The organism is Pseudomonas sp. WS 5146 (assembly GCF_012985495.1).
Taxonomy (GTDB): Bacteria; Pseudomonadota; Gammaproteobacteria; order Pseudomonadales; family Pseudomonadaceae; genus Aquipseudomonas; species Aquipseudomonas edaphica.
The window spans coordinates 338347-359342 of the sequence record NZ_JAAQWL010000005.1 but is presented as its reverse complement, the minus strand read 5'-3'; the positions used below and the strand labels follow the sequence as shown (position 1 = coordinate 359342).

The following is a 20996-nucleotide window of genomic DNA, read 5'->3' as shown; positions in this document are numbered from 1 at the left end:
TTCCTACAGCCTATTCAGACTTGCCCACAAAGGCAACGCACTAGGGTTCATAGGCAGCAAAAGGAGCAGTATTTTCGATTGGTAAAATTACCCTTTAAGGGTAATTATTGGACTCAGGTGTCTTATGGAAAAGTACACACCTCACTACGATCTGGCGGTGATCAAGGCGGATGTCAGGCGACTGGGTGCCAGGGCATTCACCCGTGCAGCCAAGGAGGCGGGAAAGCAACTCGACCTCGACATCAGCGAGATGCAGGCAGTCGTTTTCAAACTACAAAACAGGATGCTGTACAAGTCGATGACCACCTATGCCGATCACCGCGTCTGGCAGGACGTCTACCACATCCATTCACACGGTCTGGAGATTTACATCAAGGTCACTTACTGCTCCGGCGGTAACCCACCGGTGATCTCCTTCAAAGGGATGAACCTATGAACACCCAACATTGCTTCATATGCGGCGCCCCCGACGCCATGGTGCGTTTTGAGGGCCGCAGTGAAACCCTGCGCATCAAAGGCATGGAACAGCACATTGAGGACCTGTCCGGCTGGGAGTGCCAACTGTGCGAAGACGGCATGTATGACCCCGACAGCAGCGAACGCCATGCCAAGGCAAGTGATGACCTGCTGCACGCCGCGCGACGGATGATGGGCGCCGAACTCAAGCGTATCCGCCGCAAACTGCACCTCACGCAAAAAGAAACCGTGCAGTTGTTGTCCGGTGGCGGGCACAACGCATTCTCACGTTACGAACGCGGAGAAATAACGCCGCCCAAACCGTTGATGGTGTTGATGCGCCTGCTGGACCGTTACCCGCATTTGCTCGCCGACGCCAAAGAGCTGGCCGAAGGCGCAGACCTGCGCAACGCCTTTACTTGCACGCCCCATAACCAAACACAAGAAGCCCTCAAAGCGTCTTGAACAGGCAAAAATAAACCCGGCACCAGCAGGCTTTTTATGGGTGTTCTGCAGAGCAATGGCGATCAAATGTGGGAGCCGGGCTTGCCCGCGATGGCGGTGGGTCAGCAGCAGTTGTACGCACTGCTGTACCGCTATCGCAGGCAAGCCAGCTCCCACATTGGTTTGTGTTCGCCAAAGGTTATGCAGCCTGCAGGCTGGGTTTATGGGTTCAAGCTTCGATCAATGCAGAATCTGGCTCAAGAACAACTTGGTCCGGTCATTCTGCGGGTTGTCGAAGAAGTCATTGGGCGCCGCCTGTTCCACGATCTCGCCCTTGTCCATGAAGATCACGCGGTTGGCCACGGTGCGCGCAAAGCCCATTTCGTGGGTGACGCACAACATGGTCATGCCGTCTTCGGCCAAGCCGATCATGGTGTCCAACACCTCTTTGACCATTTCCGGGTCGAGTGCCGAAGTCGGCTCATCGAACAGCATGATTTTTGGCTTCATGCACAAGGCACGGGCGATCGCCACACGCTGTTGCTGACCACCAGACAGTTGCCCCGGAAACTTGTGCGCCTGCTCCGGAATGCGCACGCGTTCCAGGTAGTGCATGGCAATTTCTTCAGCCTTGCGCTTGGGCATCTTGCGCACCCACATCGGCGCCAGCGTGCAGTTCTGCAGGATGGTCAGGTGCGGGAACAGGTTGAAGTGCTGAAACACCATGCCGACTTCACGACGGATCGCTTCGATCTGCTTGAGGTCGTTGGTCAGCTCCACGCCATCGACCACAATGCGGCCCTGCTGGTGCTCTTCCAGGCGGTTGAGGCAGCGGATGGTGGTGGACTTGCCCGAACCCGACGGGCCGCACAGCACGATACGCTCGCCCTGCTTGACGTTGAGGTTGATGTCTTTCAACACGTGGAACTGGCCGTACCACTTGTTGACGCCCTGCATCTGGATAATGCCTTCAGGGCTCACAGGCTGTTTGATTGCTTCGCTCATAACAACAACTCCTAACGCTTGTGGCCAGTGTCGAGCTTGTGTTCCAAATGAATGGAATAGCGCGACATACCAAAACAGAAAATCCAGAACACCAGGGCGGCGAACACGTAGCCTTCGGTGGCCATGCCCAGCCATTTAGGGTCGGCGGCGGCTTGCTTGACGCTGTTGAGCAGGTCGAACAAGCCGATGATGATCACGAGGCTCGTGTCTTTGAACAGCGCAATAAAGGTGTTCACGATGCCGGGGATCACCAGTTTCAGGGCTTGCGGCAGAATCACCAGGCCCATGCTGCGCCAGTAACCCAGGCCCATCGCTGCAGCCGCTTCGTACTGACCTTTGGGAATCGCCTGCAAGCCGCCGCGCACCACTTCAGCCACGTAGGCCGACTGGAACAGGATCACGCCAATCAAGGCCCGCAGGAGCTTGTCGAAATTCATGCCTTCAGGCAGGAACAGCGGCAGCATCACCGAGGACATAAACAGCACGGTGATCAACGGCACGCCGCGCCAGAACTCGATGAAGGTCACGCAGACCACCCGAATCGCCGGCATGTTCGAGCGTCGCCCCAGCGCCAGCACAATGCCCAACGGCAAGGCGCCAGCGATACCGACAGTGGCAATCACCAGGGTCAGCATCAAGCCGCCCCATTGGCTGGTGGCCACGTTGGTCAGGCCCAGAACCCCACCGTGCAGCAGGCAGTAGGCGATGATCGGGTACAGCACCAGGAAACCCAGGCCATACACAGCCTTGCGTTGAAACCGCGAGATGAACAACGGCGCCACGCCCACGATAGCCAGCCACACGGTCAGGTCCACGCGCCAGCGCAGGTCGCCGGGGTAGTAGCCATACATGAACTGCCCGAAGCGCTGTTGGATAAACACCCAGCAGGCGCCCTCTTTGGTGCAATCGGCGCGCGTGGTCCCGACCCAGTTGGCATCCAGGATGGCCCAGTGCAGGATGGGCGGCACGATCAGGTAAATCAGATAGAACGCCAACAGCGTCAGCAAGGTGTTGAGCCAGCTGGAAAACAGGTTGGCGCGCATCCAGGCCATCGGTCCGAAGACTTTGTTCGGCGGCGGCATATCGGGTTTGAAAGTATGCGAACTCATGTGCGTTTCCTCACCGCTCGATCAGCGCAATGCGCTTGTTGTACCAGTTCATCAGCAGGGAAATGCTGATGCTGATCGCCAGGTACACGCTCATGGTGATGGCAATGACTTCGATGGCCTGGCCGGTCTGGTTGAGCACCGTGCCGGCAAACAGCGAAACCATTTCCGGGTAACCGATACCGGCGGCCAGCGAGGAGTTTTTCGCCAGGTTCAGGTATTGGCTGGTCAGCGGCGGAATGATCACCCGCAAGGCTTGCGGGATGATGACCTTGCGCAACGTCGGCCCAGGGCGCAGGCCCAGGGAGCGCGCGGCTTCGGTCTGGCCGTGGCTGACGGACTTGATGCCCGAGCGCACGATCTCGGCAATAAACGCCGCCGTGTACACGGTCAGCGCCAGGGTCAACGCCAGCAGTTCAGGGATCAATACCCAGCCGCCGACGAAGTTGAAACCTGAAAGCTTTGGCATTTCCCAGTGCAGCGGCGCGCCGAAGACCAAGGCACACAATGTCGGGATCACAATAAACAACGCCAGGCCCGCCCAGAACTTATGGAACGGTACGCCGGTGGCCTCAAAGCGTTTGTTGGCCCAGCGCGCCATCAGCACGATTACCACAATGGCAACCACCACACTGGCCACAAACGGCCAGAACCCATCGGCAGCAATCGCCGCCGGCATGTTCAAGCCACGGCTGCTGACGAAGAAAGTGTCACCGAAATTATGGCTGTTGCGCGGCCCCGGCATGGTCAGGAATACCGCGAAGTACCAGAACAGGATTTGCAGCAGCGGCGGAATGTTGCGGAACACTTCCACATACACCGTCGCCAGCTTGTTGATCATCCAGTTGGGCGACAAGCGCGCCACGCCAATGATGAAGCCAAGGATAGTCGCCAGGACCACACCGATCACAGTCACCAGCAAGGTATTAAGCAGCCCGATCACGAAGACCCGGGCATAGCTGTCCGATTCGGTGTAGTCGATCAGATGCTGAGCGATGCCGAAGCCGGCACTGCGCTCAAGAAAGTCGAAACCCGAGGTGATACCCCGGTGTTGAAGGTTGGTCTGCGTATTGTTGAAGAGGTACCAGCCCAGCGCGACCACCGCCACAATCGTGATGATCTGGAAGAGCCACGCACGCACTTTAGGGTCGCTGAAGCTGAGCTTCTGCTTGGGTGCGCCGATTTGATTTTGCATGAAGTGCCCCGCAAAGAATGGAACAGAACATCACCCGGTGGTTGGCCCACCGGGTGATAGAACCATCAGCGATCAGCGCACAGGGGGTGCGTATTGAATGCCACCGTTAGTCCACAGTGCGTTCAGGCCACGGTCGATTTCCAGTGGGGTGCTCTTGCCCAGGTTGCGCTCGAACACTTCACCGTAGTTACCGACCTGCTTGACGATCTGTACAACCCAATCTTTTTTCACTTTCAGGTCTTTGCCGTATTCGCCGTCAGAACCGAGCAGACGAGCAACGTCCGGGTTCTTGGTGGACTTGGCTTCAGCTTCAACGTTTTTCGAGGTGATGCCGGCTTCTTCAGCGTTGAGCATGGCGTAGCCAACCCAGCGCACAATGGCCAGCCACTCGTCGTCGCCGTTACGCACGACCGGGCCCAGTGGTTCTTTGGAGATGGTTTCCGGCAGAACCACGTAGTCCTTCGGCGAAGCCAGCTTGCTGCGCTGTGCGTAGAGCTGGGATTTGTCCGAGGTCAGCACGTCGCAACGACCGGATTCCAGCGACTTGGCGCTTTCATCGGAGGTGTCGAAGGTGATCGGCGTGTATTTGAGGTTGTTGGCGCGGAAGTAGTCGGAAACGTTCAGCTCAGTGGTGGTACCGGCCTGGATGCAGATGGTTGCACCGTCCAGTTCCTTGGCGCTTTTAACACCCAGCTTGTTGTTCACCAGGAAGCCAACACCGTCGTAGTAGGTGATGAAGCCTGGGAATTTCAGGCCCATACCCGCATCGCGCGAACTGGTCATGGTGGTGTTGCGCGACAGTACGTCGACTTCGCCGGACTGCAGCGCGGTGAAACGCTCCTTGGCGTTCAACTGGCTGAATTTGACCTTGGTTGCGTCACCGAACACGGCAGCGGCCACAGCGCGGCAAACGTCAGCGTCGATCCCGAGGATCTTGCCGCTGGCATCCGGCACCGAGAAACCCGGCAAGCCATCACTCACGCCACATTGCACAAAGCCTTTCTTCTGCACGGCGTCCAGGGTGGCGCCAGCTTGGGCAAAACCACTGACACCCAGTACAGCAGCCGCGGAAACGATGGCCAGGGTGGATTTCAATACCTTCATTCAAACCTCCAGTTGCTCTTGTTGTGTCGGAGCTAAAACCCCAGCGCACCCTTATGAGGCGATATCAACCCGTGTTGGCTTTTTTTAGGGTCAAGCGGCATGAGGTTTTCGCGGTAATTCCAGTTGCTATCCCACAAGCGGCAGTCACTGATAGTGTTACCGTCCCAAGATAGTTCTGACATCGACCTACACATAGCAAGGCGCGTACCAGAGTGGTGGCTGAGTCGTTTCAGCCCTTGATCAATAGAAAAACATTCAACGTTGCGACATTCTCTTAACAGATCAACCCGTCGCGCACCGTTCCGACGCACCCAATCGGAGCGCACGCACATATATGGAGCAGACATGACCGAACCCTTGATTCTTCAGCCCGCCAAGCCCGCAGACGCCTGCGTTATCTGGTTGCATGGCCTGGGTGCTGATCGCTACGACTTTTTGCCGGTGGCGGAAGCGTTGCAGGAAAGCCTGTTGAGCACCCGCTTCGTTTTGCCCCAGGCACCGACACGTCCGGTAACCATAAATGGCGGTTACGAGATGCCGAGTTGGTACGACATCAAGGCCATGAGCCCGGCTCGCTCGATCAGCCTGGAAGAGCTGGAAGCCTCGGCCAAAATGGTCACGGATTTGATCGAAGAACAGAAGAGAACCGGAATAGACGCTTCGCGAATTTTCCTCGCCGGTTTTTCCCAGGGCGGCGCCGTGGTTTTCCACACCGCATTCCTTAAATGGCAGGGACCGTTGGGTGGCGTAATCGCCCTCTCGACTTATGCACCGACCTTCGGGGATGAGCTGGAGTTGTCCGCCAGCCAGCAGCGCATTCCAACGCTGTGCCTGCACGGCCAATACGACGACGTGGTGCAGAACGCCATGGGCCGCAGCGCCTACGAGCATTTAAACAGCCGTGGTGTCACCGTGACATGGCAGGAATACCCAATGGGTCACGAAGTGTTACCTCAAGAGATCGCCGATATCGGTGCCTGGTTGACCGCCCGGCTGGGCTGAAAACCACAGTTTATGTAGCCGTATGACAGACGCACTACGCCGCGCCCGTTTCTTGCATTACACTGGCCGGCGTACATTCCTTAACCAATTAATGAGATCACCGTGCTCAAAGCACTTAAGAAGATGTTCGGCAAAAGCGAGGCTGAGCCGCTCGCGCCAGTTCCCAGTGCTCCTGTGCCCTCCTCCGGCAGCCGCAATGACGGCCAACAGCCCGGCCGGACCGCACCTGCCGCACAGCCGCAGAAGCCAAAGGTGACCGCGCCCGAACAGGCCCAACCTGTCGAGGCAGCCCCCGCGCCGGCGCCGAAAGCGCCCCGTCGTGAACGTGCACCGAAGCCGCCCGTGACCCCGTGGAAACTCGAAGACTTCGTGGTTGAACCCCAGGAAGGCAAGACCCGCTTCCATGACTTCAAACTGGCCCCGGAACTGATGCATGCCATCCAGGACCTGGGCTTCCCGTACTGCACGCCGATCCAGGCGCAGGTGTTGGGCTTCACCCTCGCCGGCAAAGACGCCATCGGCCGCGCGCAGACCGGCACCGGCAAGACCGCCGCGTTCCTGATCTCGATAATCACCCAGCTGCTGCAAACGCCACCGCCCAAAGAACGCTACATGGGTGAGCCGCGTGCATTGATCATCGCCCCGACCCGCGAGCTGGTGGTACAGATCGCCAAGGACGCCGCCGACCTGACCAAGTACACCGGCCTCAACGTCATGACGTTCGTGGGCGGCATGGACTTCGACAAGCAGCTCAAGCACCTCGAAGCCCGTCACTGCGACATCCTGGTGGCCACGCCAGGCCGCCTGCTCGACTTCAACCAGCGCGGCGACGTGCATTTGGACATGGTTGAAGTGATGGTGCTGGACGAAGCCGACCGCATGCTCGACATGGGCTTTATCCCGCAAGTGCGCCAGATCATTCGCCAGACTCCGCCGAAAAACGAGCGCCAGACCCTGCTGTTCTCTGCGACCTTCACCGAAGACGTGATGAACCTCGCCAAGCAGTGGACCACCGACCCGTCCATCGTCGAGATCGAAGCGCTGAACGTTGCCAGCGAAAACGTTGAGCAACACATCTATGCCGTGGCCGGGGCCGACAAGTACAAGCTGCTCTACAACCTGGTCAACGACAACGGTTGGGAGCGCGTGATGGTGTTCGCCAACCGCAAGGACGAAGTACGCCGCATCGAAGAACGCCTGGTGCGTGATGGCGTCAATGCCGCGCAACTGTCCGGCGATGTGCCGCAGCACAAGCGTATCAAGACCCTGGAAGGTTTCCGCGAAGGCAAGATCCGCGTGCTGGTGGCCACCGACGTGGCCGGGCGCGGTATTCACATCGACGGCATCAGCCACGTGATCAACTTCACCCTGCCGGAAGTGCCGGACGACTACGTGCACCGCATTGGCCGTACTGGCCGTGCCGGGGCGGCGGGTGTTTCGATCAGCTTTGCGGGGGAAGATGACTCGTACCAGCTGCCGTCGATTGAGACGTTGCTGGGTCGCAAGATCAGCTGCGAAACGCCGCCGACGCATTTGCTGCGGGCTGTGGAACGCAAACGCCCTTAATAGCTGAAATGCAGTAGGAGATGTGGGGGCTGGCTTGTGTGGGAGCTGGCTTGCCTGCGATACAGGCACCTCGGTTTTTCCGTTGCACCGAGGAGATGCTATCGCAGGCAAGCCAGCTCCCACACAAGCCCAGCTCCCACATTTGGATCTCCATCGATCTTCAGCAGATGCTCACTTCCAGCGATCCGCCGCCGCGTGATCACTGCCCCGCCCTTCCACCCAGCGCGGGCCTTCAGGCGTGTTTTCCTTCTTCCAGAACGGCGCCCGCGTCTTCAAGTAATCCATCACAAACGCACAGGCATCAAACGCTGCCTGGCGATGCGCGCTGGCCGCCGCAACAAACACAATCGGCTCGCCCGGCTCCAACGCGCCGATCCGGTGCAGCACTTCCAACTTGAGCAACGGCCAGCGCTGCCCGGCTTCCACGGTGATCTTGGCCAGGGCTTTTTCGGTCATGCCGGGGTAATGTTCAAGGAACATCCCCGACACGTCGCGCCCCTCATTAAAGTCGCGCACATAGCCGACAAAACTCACCACCGCGCCCACGCCAACATTGGCGGCGTGCATGGCGTTGACCTCTGCGCCGGGGTCAAATGCCTCGGCCTGTACGCGAATGGCCATGCTCAGCCTCCAGTTACGGGCGGGAAAAACGCCACTTCATCACCGGCCTGCACCGGTTCGTCGAGGCTGCACAGCTCCTCGTTGCGCGCACACATCAGGCTGCTCTCGTTGAGCACCGCAAACTCAGGGTCTGCCGCCAACGCCAGTCGCACCGCATCGACGGTAGCGAACTCGCCTTCCATCTCCAGCGAATCGAAGCCTGTCGCTTCGGCGTAACGCGCAAAAAACAATACGTTGATGCTCATGCCTGGTCCGCCTTGAAATGCCCGCTTTTGCCGCCAAGCTTTTCCAGCAGGCGAATACTTTCGATGGTCATGCCGCGATCCACCGCCTTGCACATGTCGTAGATCGTCAGCGCGGCGACACTGGCGGCGGTGAGCGCTTCCATCTCCACGCCGGTCTGGCCGCTGAGTTTGCAGCGCGCGAGGATATGCACGGCGTCCACACCGTCGGCGCGCAGTTCGACCTTGACGCCGGTCAGCATCAGCGGATGGCACAACGGGATCAGGTCGCTGGTTTTTTTCGCCGCCTGGATCCCGGCGATGCGGGCCACGGCAAACACGTCGCCCTTGGGGTGGGCGCCGTCGACAATCATTTTCAAGGTGTCGGGTAGCATGCGCACCCGCGCTTCGGCCACGGCTTCACGGAACGTCACGGCTTTGTCAGTGACGTCGACCATGTGGGCGCGACCTTGGGAATCGAGATGAGTCAGCACAGGGATACTCCTGATCAGGAGCGGCAATTGTAAACCTGTGAGTCAATTTTGCGCAGGGCTGTTTGGCCTTTAAAAAGAACACCGCAACCGTGGCGAGGGAGCTTGCTCCCGCTGGGCTGCGAAGCGGCCCTTGCTCTTTGCTTCAAGAGCATGGGACTGCTTCGCAGTCCAACGGGAGCAAGCTCCCTCGCCACAGGGTATCGGCCGTTAGAACCGGAAAGTAAACCCGGCGTTGATCCCGTTGTTGTTACCCCGGTTGGACAGCAAACCGCTGTAGTTCAACGACACCAGCGTGTCCTTGGTCAGGGCCATTTCCGCACTGGCCTTGATCACCGCGCCATCGCGGGCCACCGGCACACTATTGACCGCAAACGCGTTGTCGCTGCCGGCAAACTTCAGCGAGGCGTCGCGATCGGTATCGCCAAACTGATGCTCCCAGCCCAACTCACCGCGCAACGTCACCGCCGAGGTGGAACTGACCGGCAGTTGGGTATGTGCGCGCAGGCCCAGGGTGGAAAGCGTGGCGTCCTGGCTTTGCTTGCTGGCATGCAAGGCTGCGGCGCCGCCTTTTTCCTTGAACGAATCGCTCTGGTAGTTCAGGTAGGTCAGGTTGGCGAAGGGTTCGAACTGGTTCCATTGGGTGTAACCGATCTCGGCAAACACTTGGTCGGTGCGCGCGTTGTAGTCAGCTTTGTCGTAGTCCGACTGGTTGGCGTACGCCACGCGGCGCGAGCTGTCGATACGATGCCAGGTGGTGGCACCGCCCATGCGCAGGGCGATGGTGTCGAAGCGTTTACCGCCGTAGACCGACAGGTGATAGTTGTCACTGTCCGCCGATGCCGACTCGCCATTGAGATGGCTTTGGGTGTAGCCGGTGGCGGCGCCCACACGCCAGCCGTCGCCGACCTCGGTGTCGAGGCCCAGCAGCACGCCACTGGTAGACGAGGAGTAGCCGCTGGCGTTGTTGTCACCGCTGACGTTATTGCGCCCGCCCAGCAGCTGAACCCAGCCGCCGTTGTCGTGAGTGTCGATCTGCGCGCTGGAGTCCAGCGCCTGAGCCTGTTGCAGACGGCCGTTGACCGCTTCACGAATGTAACGGCTGTCCGCCATTTGCGCTGCGGCCACGTCCGAGTGCAGTTGCCCCGAGAGTTGCTTGAATGCAGCCTGCGCCTGCGCCGCCGAGTCTGAGGCCAGCAGGCTTTCATACACCGGGCTGCCCGCGCCCAAGGCTTCGGCCGCCGTCGCCACGGCGCGTTCATTGCGGGTTTGCGCGATGCTGGCAAACGTCGTCTGGTTACGCGCCACGGCCAGGCTCAGTTGGTTCGGCTGATAGCTCAACTGCGTGCCGATAAACAGGTAGTTGGGCGTGATCGCTGCAAACTGGCCGTTGATGCCCTGGCTGGCCGTCAGGATGTTGAACTGCTGGCCCACCAGGCTACGGGCCTCAGTGGCAGACAGCAGGTTCGGGCTGTTTTCCAGGGATACGGTCACCACACCTCCGTTAAGGGTGGCGACGCCGCTGCTTTGGATTTGATCACTTTGCCCGTTCGGGCCGACCTCCACGGCATACACCGAACCAGGGTTGAAGGTCACGTCGCCGGTGTGCAGCGTGCCGATCGAGTGGCCCGGCGCCACGCGCCCGCCTGTGTTCACGGTCAAGGCACCCACCGTGCCGTTACCGGCCAGTGTGCCGCCCAACGTGGTCATCACGCCGTTATCCGCATTGCGGGTGCCCACCGCGCTGCCATCCACGGTCACCGCGGAGGTCAACGAGCCGTCTACCGACAGCTTGCCGCCGCGTACCCAGGTGCTGCCCGAATAGGTGTTCTGGCCCTCGAGCACCAGTTCGCCGTCGCCGGACTTGGCCAGGCTGCCGACGTAGGTCGTGCCGGTGAGCAAATCCTTGCCGCGTGCCAGCGTCGCCTGTTCCCGGGCGTGGCCGATTTCATATTCAAACTGGTCATCGTCAGAGGCATTGGCGGGCAAGCCGTTGACCCAGCCCTTCTGTTGCTTGGTGGCGGCCCAGGTGGCTTGTTCGGCGGTGTCTTCTACACGGCGGGCGCGGATGGCCTCATCGGAAATCGGGTTGGCCCATATATCGCGCGTACCACCCGGCAAGGCCACCGCCACCGAGCCGAGGAACTGCCCCGGCCCTTGCATGGCTTTTTGCAGGTTGGGCAAGCCCCAACCGCTGACCACGCCCGGCACTTGCGGCGTGCCTGGCGCGGCGTCGTGTACCGGTTGCAGGTTGTCGTAGGTGCGGCCACCGGTCAGGTCGCCCACCGGCGTATCGGGACCGTCCGGCGCTTGCAGGCTGGAGGTGGTCAGCAACACATCCCGCGCCTGGCTGGCGGTCATGTAAGGGAAGCGTTGAATCACCAGCGCAAGCGCCCCGGAGACGCTCGGCGCAGCCGCAGAGGTGCCGTTGGCGTTGGGGATAATTTCCCCTTCGGGTCCGGTGGACGGGATGCCTGAAACGCCCATCACGCACCACCACTTCGACGTGCCACAGCGGTTGTAGACCTGGGCGCTGGTCTCGTCGTAGCCGGTGATCGAGAGGAATTTGCTCTCGATATCGGGCTTGAAAAACGGCAGGTTGGCGTTGGTGTCCGGGTTGGCACCGTGGCTGTCGTTGCCCGCCGAGATAATCTGGATGAAGGTGTTTTGCCGCGCGGCGTCGGCCATCGCGTCCATCCAGGTTTTTTGCCCGGCATGGGCCTTGTCCCAGAACGGGCGATAGGCAGCGGTCATGTCGCGCAAATTATCGGCCGCGCTGTCGCCTACGTTGCCGAAGTGGTTTTCCACATCATTGCGCGAATTCTGACCCCAGCTCTGATTGACGATCGAGACGTTCTTCGCCGCCAGCGCGTTGTAGCTGGCCATGAACGCGTTGTAGTCCAGGTCATTGGAGCCCTGGAAACGGTTGTCATCGGTGCCGCCGGTATTGGCGACAAAAATATTCGCATCAAACGCAATGCCATGCATGCCGGTGCCGTTGCGGCTGGCGCCCAGTACGCCGGACATCTCCGTGCCGTGACCGTCATTGATCTTCGGGTCGTACTCGCCGGAAATACTGAAGTGCTCGCCTTTTTGGAACTGGCCGTCCGGCGTGTCATGAATGTAACGCGGGTGGGTGGCGTAGTACTCGCCGGTGGAGGTCACTGCCTGCACTCGGTCCTGGCCCTGGGCATTCTTGCCCTGGAACTCAAAGTGTTCAGTGAGGATGCCCGAGTCGAGCACGCCGACGTTCACGCCCTTGCCGGTCATGCCCAGGGCGTAGGCGTAATACGCGTTGGTGCGGTCCAGGCCGGAGTTGACCTGGGCTTCGGGGGTTTTCCAGGTTTGCGCGTTGGCGCTCCAGTCACGGGTGGCGCCCGCCCAGGATTGGCCGGCATTCAGTTGCGCGTTGAGGTTGCTGCTCACGCCAGGCTCTACGTAGGTGTAGGGCTTGGCCGCCGGCAGGTTGGCGATAATGGCCTTGGAGAAGTCGAGAATATTGGTGGTATAGCGCCCGCTGTTGCTGAACAGCCGGCTGCGGTAGTAATCCAGGCGCGAGGCGTAGTCCAGCGGCCGCTTGGTATCGCCGAGCATGGCGCCGATGGTGAGGTTTTCCGGTTGCAGTTCGTAGTTTTGCTTGAGGGCCGAATCGAACTTGCCGGACTGTGCGGCAAAGTCCTTGGCGGCCAGGTCGACGATATCGGCGTAGGCGAACCGCAGGTTTTTATACACGTCGGTGTTGGGCCCAAACGAGGCAACGGCTTTCCTGAAGGCCGACTCCAGCACTGGCGACGTGTAGGGGTTGGCGTCATCGGCCCAGGCTATAGAGCCTTGTCCCAGCCATAAGGCCAAGCCGAGTGCGATGGGTGTAAGGGGTATCGATTTGGAGCCTGTAGCGCGCTTGCGTTTTTGCGACAAAGTGAAGCCATTACCTGCTGCGTCCATTTTCCTTTCCCTTTGGATATGTGCTTCGTCAATGAGCGATGTATCGGGCTTTTTGTAATAGGCAGGATCACGCGCAAGACCAACGCCGGGTCTTGAATAAATCGTCGAATCAAAGCGATCGCGTTTCGACGGGGTTACGCTGTTTTCTTATAGTTTTCGGCGATAAAAAATGTAACAAAATAATTACAAAGCCTACAAGCACCCAGGACGCATTAACGAAGACAAATGTCGCCCATAACAAAAACCCCGAACTTCGCGAGAAATTCGGGGTGTTTTGTGGCATTTAGCCACTAACTACAGCATGGGCGATTACAGATGGGATTCGGCGTACTCGGCCAGGATCGAACGAGGTACCCCTTGCAGCGCGATATGCACGCCGTTCGGGAAGTCTTTAAAGCGTTCCGTCAGGTAGGTCAGCCCGGAGCTGGTCGCGGACAGGTAAGGGGTGTCGATCTGTGCCAGGTTGCCCAGGCACACCACTTTGGAACCGGCGCCAGCACGGGTGATGATGGTTTTCATCTGGTGCGGCGTGAGGTTCTGGCATTCATCGATCAAAATCAGGCTCTGCTGGAAGCTGCGACCTCGGATGTAATTGAGGGATTTGAACTGCAACGGCACTTTGCTGAGGATGTAGTCGACGCTGCCATGGGTGTTTTCGTCATCCATGTGCAAGGCTTCGAGGTTGTCGGTGATCGCCCCCAGCCACGGCTCCATTTTTTCCGCTTCGGTGCCGGGTAGAAAGCCGATCTCCTGGTCCAGGCCCTGCACGCTGCGGGTGGCGATGATGCGGCGATAACGCTTGGTCACCATGGTTTGCTCAATGGCGGCCGCCAGGGCGAGGATGGTTTTCCCCGAGCCTGCAGCGCCGGTCAGGTTGACCAGGTGAATGTCCGGGTCGAGCAGCGCATACAGCGCCAGGCTCTGGTAGATGTCACGCGGTTTCAGGCCCCAGGCTTCCTGATGCAACAGGGGTTCCTGATGCAGGTCGAGGATCAGCAGTTTGTCGACCTGGATCTCTTTGATCCAGCCCACAAACCCCTGTTCGTCGATGATGAATTCATTGATGTGCACGGCCGGCAGGTTGTCGATCAGCTGTACCTGGTGCCAGGTGCGGCCATGGTCCTGACGGGTTTCGACCTTGCTGACAAGATCCCAGAAAGAGCCGGTCACGGTGTGATAACCCCGCGACAGCATCGACACGTCGTCGACGAGTTGGTCGGTACTGTAGTCCTCGGCAGCGATCCCACACGCTCGTGCCTTGAGGCGCATATTGATGTCTTTGGTCACCAGCACCAGGCGCAGGTCCTTGTCGCGCGCGTGCAGGTCGATCAATTGGTTGATGATTTTGTTGTCGTTGAGGTTTTCCGGCAGCAGGCTGTTGGGCTCGCTGCGCTTGCTCATCAGAATCGACAGCAAGCCCTTAGGCCCGCTTTTGCCGCGCTGGATCGGCACGCCGACTTCAACGTCCTCGGGTGAGGCTTCGCCCAAGGTCTTGTCGATCAGGCGGATCGCCTGGCGGCATTCGGCAGCCACGCTGTGGTGCCCGCTTTTGAGTTTGTCGAGCTCCTCAAGCACGATCATCGGGATGGCGACGTGGTGTTCTTCGAAGTTAAGCAGTGCGTTTGGATCGTGGATCAATACGTTGGTATCAAGCACATAAAGGATTGGCTGGTCGGAAGAAGGGTTACGTCCATGATCATCCATACTCGGTCACCTTTGTGGGAGCCATTCGACGCAATACCTGGGCGGTGCTGCGCCTCGATTCGACCACCGACTGCACCTGAGTGACGTCAAGTGCAGTGCCCACATGAGGAGTCTTGGAAGACGCCACCTGTGTTGCAGGGTTCGGCGATCTGACTTCGTAATACCGCAAAACCCATGACAGGAAAAAGCACTTTGACGCTTTTTTGAAATTTATTTTTCAGGATGACGAATAGCACTAGCCGAGTGCCAGTGACCCCGTTAAAGTCGGAAGTCCGCCTGCATCGAAATGTCGCACAAAATCACCCCTGAATTCCCCCATCCCTAACAGGGCCGGGCACTTCAGCGAAATGCCTCCCGGCAGTCCTGCCACCCCAAGCCACTTTGCGCCGTTGCCTGCAATAACATCGGCAATGCCACCCGCGCCTTGTCCTGGGTGTCGTGAAACACGATCACGCCTTTGCGCCACAGCAGCATCAACGTCAGCACCCGTTGCGCCGACTCATCGGCCTTGAGTTTGCCCGGTTCGTCCTGGGAGTCGATGTCCCACAACGCCACCTGCAAACCCTGGGATTGGAAGAAACCCTGGCTGTCGGCACGGCGCTGGCCATAGGGCGGGCGAAACAGCGGAACGTAGTTTTCCGGCATCAGGTTCTGCACCAGCGCAGCGCTGCGCGTAATCGAGCTTTGCCACTCGACCCAATGGCTGTGGGAGCGGTATTGCCAACCCTGGGTGCCCACGCACTGGCCTTGGTACAAGGCCTGCACGTCACTGCTGGAACTGCGCTCCACACGGGTTTGCAAACTGCTGCCAAGGGCAAAGAACATGGCGTTCATCTTCTGCTTGCGCAGGTAGTCGGTGAGCCAGTCGGTATTGCCGCTGACCGGCGCCGGGCCGCCGTCGAAGGTCAGCAGGAACAGACGGTCGTTGAACTCGTCGCCATTGCGTTCGTGGTCACCAAAGCGCAGCACTTCGCTGCTGATCTGCGGGAACAGCGCGGCTTTGCGCAACAGCTCCTCCAGGTAGCGTTCATGGAAGTTATGGCTAGGCCCGGCCCAGCCTATATAGAAGGAGTTATCGCTGACCTGGAACTTGCCGGCCTGCTCGCGCAGATCGTCCATGTTTTCCACCAGGTAGCAGAACGAGGCGTCCTCTTCGCAGCTCTGCTGGGCCGCCGTGTAGTTTTCCAGCAGGCGCTGCCAGAGCTGGCGACGCAGGTCGTCGATGGCGGCGAGGTTGATGTTTTTCAGACCAAGACGCTGCTTGAGGGCGGCCTCATCCTGGTTTTCGCTGGCCAGCAGGCTATGGGCGAACATCAGGATTTCAGCGCGCGAAGCGACATCGAACAGCGCCGGGCTGCTGAGCTTTTCGGGCCAGATGCCACGGTCCAGGCTGGCGACATCCACCGGCGCGGCGCTGGCGTTCAGGCACAGTAAGCAGGCTGACAATAATAGTGCTAGGCGCACGCAGGGTCTCCCTCTCCAGAGTTACCGCCCATCATAGCGGATCGTGCCTATCGCCATCATAGGTGGAGTCAAACCACTCAACCCCCTAGAATCCCTGCCACGATTACAGGAGCCAACTTCATGCTGATGGTGATTTCCCCCGCCAAAACCCTCGACTTCGAGTCAAAGCCGGCAACCCCACGCTTCACTCAACCGCAATACCTCGACCACTCCCAGGAACTGATCGAACAATTGCGCGAATTGAGCCCGGCGCAAATCAGCGAGTTGATGCACGTCTCCGACAAAATCGGCGGCCTCAATGCCGCCCGTTTCGGCAGCTGGACCCCGGCCTTCACACCGGCCAATGCCAAGCAGGCGCTGCTGGCGTTCAAGGGCGACGTCTACACCGGCCTGAATGCCGAAACCTTCAGCGATGCCGACTTCAGCTACGCCCAGGACCACCTGCGCATGCTCTCGGGCCTCTACGGCCTGCTGCGCCCGCTGGACCTGATGATGCCGTACCGCCTGGAGATGGGCACCAAACTGCCCAACGCCCGCGGCAAAGACCTCTACGCATTCTGGGGCACGCGCATCAGCGAATGGCTCAATGAAGCGCTGGCCGAACAAGGCGACGACGTGCTGCTCAACCTGGCCTCCAACGAGTACTTCTCGGCGGTCAAGCGCACGGCTCTGAACGCACGGATCATCAACACCGAGTTCAAGGACCTGAAGAACGGCCAGTACAAGATCATCAGCTTCTACGCCAAAAAGGCGCGGGGCATGATGAGCCGTTTTGTGATTGAAGAACGCATCAATGATCCTGCCAAACTGAAGCAGTTTGATGTGCAGGGTTATCGCTTCAATGCGGAGCAGTCCAAGCCGGATAATTTGGTGTTCCTGCGCGATCACGCACCGGAATAGCGCCCGCTCTCACGCTGTAGTTCAACTGTGGGAGCTGGCTTGCCTGCGATAGCTGTGGGTCAGTCAGTATTTCTTTACCTGACACTCCGCTATCGCAGGCAAGCCAGCTCCCACATTTTTGTCTGCATTCCACGTCGAAAAAGTCATTTGTTTGACGTCAAAAAAACCTCAAGCAGATTCCTAACGAATCTTTCACTCGACATTCGTCATTTTTTTTCGTAGTGGCACCACTTTTTTCAAACACTAGTGGCACAAAACTATCCCCTCTCTTCAACTCCCCATATCCACTCGCCCAAATAGCAAGTGCTATCAATATAGTACCAGTGCCATCTTTTCTAATATTTCAAGAAATTTCCGGAAACAGGATGAGCGGCCAGGAACTTCACCCTCAAGCACCGCTCATACCACCGGTAACGAAATTCTCTGTTGCTGTAAGAGATGACTTACATGACCAACCCACGGAAGTAGCAAAGTTGTCATATTTCAACTTTGACTCAGGAGTCATATTGCCAATTGATTAGTTGATAGCGGCGACAAGGATGAATTGCCACGCACTATAAGACCAAGGCCAAGCTTCCCCTAATGGGTCAGTGATACAACCCAAGGCATTGATATTTAAAGGCTATCAGCCTCTATCAAGGCTCTGCGGCACTGACGCCAGGCCCTTCTCCCAGGAAGGCCGGCTGCATTTCAGGGCAAGCTCCAATAACAAGGCCACGTTGCGCACACCTTGGGTGCACTTATTAGTCACTCGTCATTAAACATGCCTGCACGCGGTAAGTCGGCGTCTATTCGCCCAACTTTCGCGGCATCAGTGACGCTTGCAAACATGAACTCCAGCCATCTAATGGCCTGTATTAAACAAAGAGGTAATTGCGATGCGCATCAGCATATTTGGTTTGGGTTACGTTGGCGCAGTCTGTGCCGGTTGCCTGTCTGCCCGTGGCCATGAAGTGGTCGGCGTAGACATCTCCAAGGATAAGATCGACCTGATCAACGCGGGTAAATCGCCGATCGTTGAACCGGGTCTGGGCGAACTGTTGAGCCAAGGCATCGCAAACGGTCGACTGCGCGGCACTACCAACTTCGCCGACGCCATCCGCGATACCGACCTGTCGATGATTTGCGTGGGCACGCCGAGCAAGAAAAACGGCGACCTGGAACTCAACTACATCGAAGCGGTATGCCGCGAGATCGGTTTTGTCCTGCGTGACAAAACCACCCGTCACACCATCGTAGTGCGCAGTACCGTACTGCCAGGCACCGTGGCCAACGTAGTGATCCCGATTCTGGAAGACTGCTCCGGCAAAAAAGCCGGTGTCGACTTCGGCGTGGCGGTGAACCCTGAGTTCCTGCGTGAATCCACCGCCATCGCCGACTACGACTTGCCACCGATGACCGTCATCGGCGAATTCGACAAAGCCTCCGGCGATGTCCTGCAGTCGCTGTACGAAGAACTCGATGCACCGATCATCCGCAAGGACATCGCCGTCGCCGAGATGATCAAGTACACCTGCAACGTGTGGCACGCCACCAAGGTCACCTTCGCCAACGAGATCGGCAACATTGCCAAGGCCGTCGGCGTCGATGGTCGCGAAGTGATGGAAGTGGTGTGCCAGGACAAGACGCTCAACCTGTCCCAGTACTACATGCGCCCAGGCTTCGCGTTCGGCGGCTCGTGCCTGCCCAAAGACGTGCGCGCCCTCACCTACCGCGCCAGCTCGCTGGATGTGGAAGCGCCGCTGCTCAACTCGCTGATGCGCAGCAACGAGTCCCAGGTACAGAACGCCTTCGACATCGTCGCCGGCCATGACAAACGCAAAGTCGCCCTGCTGGGCCTGAGCTTCAAGGCCGGCACCGACGACCTGCGCGAAAGCCCGCTGGTGGAACTGGCGGAAATGCTGATCGGCAAGGGTTTTGACCTGAGCATCTACGACAGCAACGTCGAATACGCCCGTGTCCACGGCGCGAACAAGGACTACATCGAAGGCAAGATCCCGCATGTGTCGTCCCTGCTCAATTCCGACTTCGACGACGTGATCAACAACTCCGACGTGATCATCCTCGGCAACCGTGACGAGAAATTCCGTGCCCTGGCGCACAACGCACCTCACGGCAAACAGGTGATCGACTTGGTGGGCTTCATGTCCCAGGCCACCAGTGTCAGCAGCCGTACCGAAGGCATTTGCTGGTAACAGCGACGGCAAGTTTCGGGTTGCACGTGTCTTTATCCCCAGCGCGTGCAGCCTGAAGCCTCCTTCCCTTCCGGATGACGCTTATGTCCAAGTTAAAACATGTATTACTGCAATCGGCCGGCTGGTTGTTCTTCCTCAGCCTGCTGATGGGTCTCGCCCTGCTGTTGCCAGCCAGTACGTTCGACTCGCAGTCGAAGAATTTTATTTTCCTGATTGGCGCCGTCGGCATCTGGCGCTACTCGATGGGTGCTACGCATTTCTTTCGCGGCATGCTGTTCCTGTACGTGGTCTACCCGCACTTGCGCCGCAAGGTGCGCAAGCTGGGCAAGGCGGCCGACCCGTCCCACGTATTCCTGATGGTCACCAGTTTCCGTATCGACGCGCTGACCACCGCGCAGGTCTACAGCTCGGTGATTCGCGAAGCCATCGAGTGCGGCTTCCCAACCACCGTGGTGTGCTCGCTGGTGGAGATGTCCGATGAGCTGCTGGTGAAAAGCCTGTGGGAACGCATGAACCCGCCGGAGCGCGTAAAGCTCGACTTCGTGCGCATCGCCGGCACCGGCAAACGCGACGGCCTGGCCTTCGGTTTCCGCGCTATCTCGCGCCACCTGCCGGATGACCGCGCCGTGGTGGCGGTGATCGATGGCGACACCGTGCTCGCCGAAGGTGTAGTGCGCAAGACCGTGCCGTGGTTCCAGCTGTTCGGCAATGTCGGTGGCCTGACCACCAACGAATTCTGCGAAGTACGCGGCGGCTACATCATGAGCGAATGGCACAAGCTGCGCTTCGCCCAGCGCCACATCAACATGTGCTCCATGGCCCTGTCCAAGCGCGTACTGACCATGACCGGGCGCATGTCGGTGTTCCGCGCCAACGTCGTGACCGACCCCGGCTTTATCGCCGACGTGGAAAGCGACTCGCTGCAACACTGGCGCCTGGGCCGCTTCAAGTTTTTGACCGGTGACGACAAGTCGAGCTGGTTCAGCCTGATGCGCCTGGGCTACGACACCTTCTACGTGCCGGACGCCGCGATCCACACCGTGGAACACCCGCCGGAAAAGAGCTTTATCAAGGCCAGCCGCAAGCTGATGTTCCGCTGGTACGGCAACAACCTGCGCCAGAACTCCCGCGCCCTGGGCCTGGGTATGCGTCGGTTGGGCCTGTTCACCAGCATCGTGTTGTTCGACCAGCGCGTATCGATGTGGACCTCCCTGCTCGGCCTGACCGTGGCGATCATCGCCACCTTCAAATACGGCGGCGCGTTCATCCTCGCGTACCTGCTGTGGATCGGTATCACCCGCCTGATCCTGACCCTGCTGCTGTCGTGCTCCGGCCACAAGATCGGCCCGGCCTACCCGGTGATTCTCTATTACAACCAGATCATGGGCGCGCTGGTGAAGATCTACGTGTTCTTCCGCCTTGATCAACAGTCCTGGACCCGCCAGGACACCAAACTGACCCGCGATTTGGCCAGCTTTCAACGTTGGTTCAACACCTGGTCGTCTCGGACCATGACCTTCTCCGCCGGCAGCATTTTCGTCGCCGTGTTGCTGATGATGGTCTGACCCAGCCAAGCC

Annotated in this window: 17 protein-coding genes; 7 read left to right on the top strand and 10 right to left on the bottom strand. The window is 59.0% G+C overall.

Annotated elements, in window-relative coordinates; genetic code table 11:
- The first annotated feature begins 124 nt into the window (after positions 1–124).
- Positions 125–436, top strand: a complete 312-nt coding sequence (locus HBO41_RS16385; RefSeq protein ID WP_138449597.1) for a type II toxin-antitoxin system MqsR family toxin — start codon at positions 125–127, stop codon at positions 434–436.
- Positions 433–921, top strand: coding sequence for a type II toxin-antitoxin system MqsA family antitoxin (locus tag HBO41_RS16380; RefSeq protein WP_169986946.1), 489 nt, complete (start codon positions 433–435; stop codon positions 919–921). Before HBO41_RS16385 ends, HBO41_RS16380 begins: the two co-directional genes overlap by 4 nt.
- A gap of 219 nt (positions 922–1140) precedes the next feature.
- Here HBO41_RS16380 and HBO41_RS16375 read toward each other — a convergent pair whose 3' ends face one another.
- From HBO41_RS16375 to HBO41_RS16360, 4 genes are all read right to left on the bottom strand, one after another.
- Positions 1141–1905: an amino acid ABC transporter ATP-binding protein gene (locus tag HBO41_RS16375; RefSeq protein ID WP_003171943.1), complete on the bottom strand. Its 765-nt coding sequence runs from the start codon at positions 1903–1905 to the stop codon at positions 1141–1143.
- Positions 1906–1916: 11 nt separating this feature from the next.
- Entirely contained in the window at positions 1917–3014 is a 1098-nt protein-coding gene (locus HBO41_RS16370; protein WP_169986944.1) for an amino acid ABC transporter permease, read from the bottom strand.
- 10 nt (positions 3015–3024) lie between these two features.
- A complete protein-coding gene (locus HBO41_RS16365; protein WP_169986942.1) occupies positions 3025–4206 on the bottom strand; it encodes an amino acid ABC transporter permease in 1182 nt (393 codons plus the stop codon).
- Positions 4207–4278: 72 nt separating this feature from the next.
- Positions 4279–5310, bottom strand: a complete 1032-nt coding sequence (locus HBO41_RS16360; RefSeq protein ID WP_017135202.1) for an amino acid ABC transporter substrate-binding protein — start codon at positions 5308–5310, stop codon at positions 4279–4281.
- 345 nt (positions 5311–5655) lie between these two features.
- On the opposite strand from HBO41_RS16360, the gene HBO41_RS16355 reads away from it, so the two are divergent.
- Both HBO41_RS16355 and rhlB read left to right on the top strand, forming a co-directional pair.
- Positions 5656–6312, top strand: a complete 657-nt coding sequence (locus HBO41_RS16355) for an alpha/beta hydrolase (protein ID WP_017135203.1) — start codon at positions 5656–5658, stop codon at positions 6310–6312.
- Positions 6313–6408: 96 nt separating this feature from the next.
- Complete coding sequence (gene rhlB / locus HBO41_RS16350; RefSeq protein WP_026013543.1) at positions 6409–7878, top strand: ATP-dependent RNA helicase RhlB; 1470 nt, start codon at positions 6409–6411, stop codon at positions 7876–7878.
- 171 nt (positions 7879–8049) lie between these two features.
- Here the strand turns inward: rhlB and moaE are convergent, their stop codons facing one another.
- From moaE to HBO41_RS16320, 6 genes are all read right to left on the bottom strand, one after another.
- On the bottom strand, positions 8050–8499 hold the full coding sequence (moaE, locus tag HBO41_RS16345; protein WP_017135205.1) for a molybdopterin synthase catalytic subunit MoaE: 450 nt from the start codon (positions 8497–8499) through the stop codon (positions 8050–8052).
- Between the two features lie 2 nt (positions 8500–8501).
- Positions 8502–8744 carry a molybdopterin converting factor subunit 1 gene (moaD, locus tag HBO41_RS16340; protein ID WP_017135206.1) on the bottom strand — a complete coding sequence of 81 codons (243 nt, stop codon included), beginning with the start codon at positions 8742–8744 and terminating at the stop codon, positions 8502–8504.
- Positions 8741–9214: a cyclic pyranopterin monophosphate synthase MoaC gene (gene moaC / locus HBO41_RS16335; RefSeq protein ID WP_056858942.1), complete on the bottom strand. Its 474-nt coding sequence runs from the start codon at positions 9212–9214 to the stop codon at positions 8741–8743. The genes moaD and moaC overlap by 4 nt, the downstream gene beginning before the upstream one ends.
- 207 nt (positions 9215–9421) lie before the next feature.
- Positions 9422–13156 carry an autotransporter domain-containing protein gene (locus tag HBO41_RS16330; protein WP_169986940.1) on the bottom strand — a complete coding sequence of 1245 codons (3735 nt, stop codon included), beginning with the start codon at positions 13154–13156 and terminating at the stop codon, positions 9422–9424.
- 309 nt (positions 13157–13465) lie between these two features.
- Positions 13466–14860 (bottom strand): PhoH family protein, encoded by a 1395-nt coding sequence (locus HBO41_RS16325; RefSeq protein ID WP_012722339.1) that lies wholly within the window; start codon positions 14858–14860, stop codon positions 13466–13468.
- Between the two features lie 339 nt (positions 14861–15199).
- On the bottom strand, positions 15200–16324 hold the full coding sequence (locus HBO41_RS16320) for a polysaccharide deacetylase family protein (RefSeq protein WP_099548425.1): 1125 nt from the start codon (positions 16322–16324) through the stop codon (positions 15200–15202).
- Positions 16325–16444: 120 nt separating this feature from the next.
- Between HBO41_RS16320 and yaaA the strand changes: the two genes are divergently transcribed.
- From yaaA to alg8, 3 genes are all read left to right on the top strand, one after another.
- The gene (yaaA, locus tag HBO41_RS16315; RefSeq protein WP_099548424.1) at positions 16445–17224 is read left to right on the top strand and encodes a peroxide stress protein YaaA; all 780 of its coding nucleotides are present in this window, start codon (positions 16445–16447) and stop codon (positions 17222–17224) included.
- Positions 17225–18102: 878 nt separating this feature from the next.
- Complete coding sequence (locus tag HBO41_RS16310; RefSeq protein ID WP_017135212.1) at positions 18103–19419, top strand: nucleotide sugar dehydrogenase; 1317 nt, start codon at positions 18103–18105, stop codon at positions 19417–19419.
- Positions 19420–19502: 83 nt separating this feature from the next.
- Entirely contained in the window at positions 19503–20984 is a 1482-nt protein-coding gene (gene alg8, locus HBO41_RS16305) for a mannuronan synthase (RefSeq protein ID WP_032865428.1), read from the top strand.
- Positions 20985–20996 lie beyond the last annotated feature (12 nt).

Bases quoted from the DNA above. Each gene is read 5' to 3' on its own strand.
- HBO41_RS16385 (WP_138449597.1), top strand. From the start codon at position 125: ATGGAAAAGTACACACCTCACTACGATCTGGCGGTGATCAAGGCGGAT.
- HBO41_RS16380 (WP_169986946.1), top strand. From the start codon at position 433: ATGAACACCCAACATTGCTTCATATGCGGCGCCCCCGACGCCATGGTG.
- HBO41_RS16375 (WP_003171943.1), bottom strand. From the start codon at position 1,905: ATGAGCGAAGCAATCAAACAGCCTGTGAGCCCTGAAGGCATTATCCAG.
- HBO41_RS16370 (WP_169986944.1), bottom strand. From the start codon at position 3,014: ATGAGTTCGCATACTTTCAAACCCGATATGCCGCCGCCGAACAAAGTC.
- HBO41_RS16365 (WP_169986942.1), bottom strand. From the start codon at position 4,206: ATGCAAAATCAAATCGGCGCACCCAAGCAGAAGCTCAGCTTCAGCGAC.
- HBO41_RS16360 (WP_017135202.1), bottom strand. From the start codon at position 5,310: ATGAAGGTATTGAAATCCACCCTGGCCATCGTTTCCGCGGCTGCTGTA.
- HBO41_RS16355 (WP_017135203.1), top strand. From the start codon at position 5,656: ATGACCGAACCCTTGATTCTTCAGCCCGCCAAGCCCGCAGACGCCTGC.
- moaE (WP_017135205.1), bottom strand. From the start codon at position 8,499: ATGGCCATTCGCGTACAGGCCGAGGCATTTGACCCCGGCGCAGAGGTC.
- moaD (WP_017135206.1), bottom strand. From the start codon at position 8,744: ATGAGCATCAACGTATTGTTTTTTGCGCGTTACGCCGAAGCGACAGGC.
- HBO41_RS16330 (WP_169986940.1), bottom strand. From the start codon at position 13,156: ATGGACGCAGCAGGTAATGGCTTCACTTTGTCGCAAAAACGCAAGCGC.
- HBO41_RS16325 (WP_012722339.1), bottom strand. From the start codon at position 14,860: ATGGATGATCATGGACGTAACCCTTCTTCCGACCAGCCAATCCTTTAT.
- yaaA (WP_099548424.1), top strand. From the start codon at position 16,445: ATGCTGATGGTGATTTCCCCCGCCAAAACCCTCGACTTCGAGTCAAAG.
- HBO41_RS16310 (WP_017135212.1), top strand. From the start codon at position 18,103: ATGCGCATCAGCATATTTGGTTTGGGTTACGTTGGCGCAGTCTGTGCC.
- alg8 (WP_032865428.1), top strand. From the start codon at position 19,503: ATGTCCAAGTTAAAACATGTATTACTGCAATCGGCCGGCTGGTTGTTC.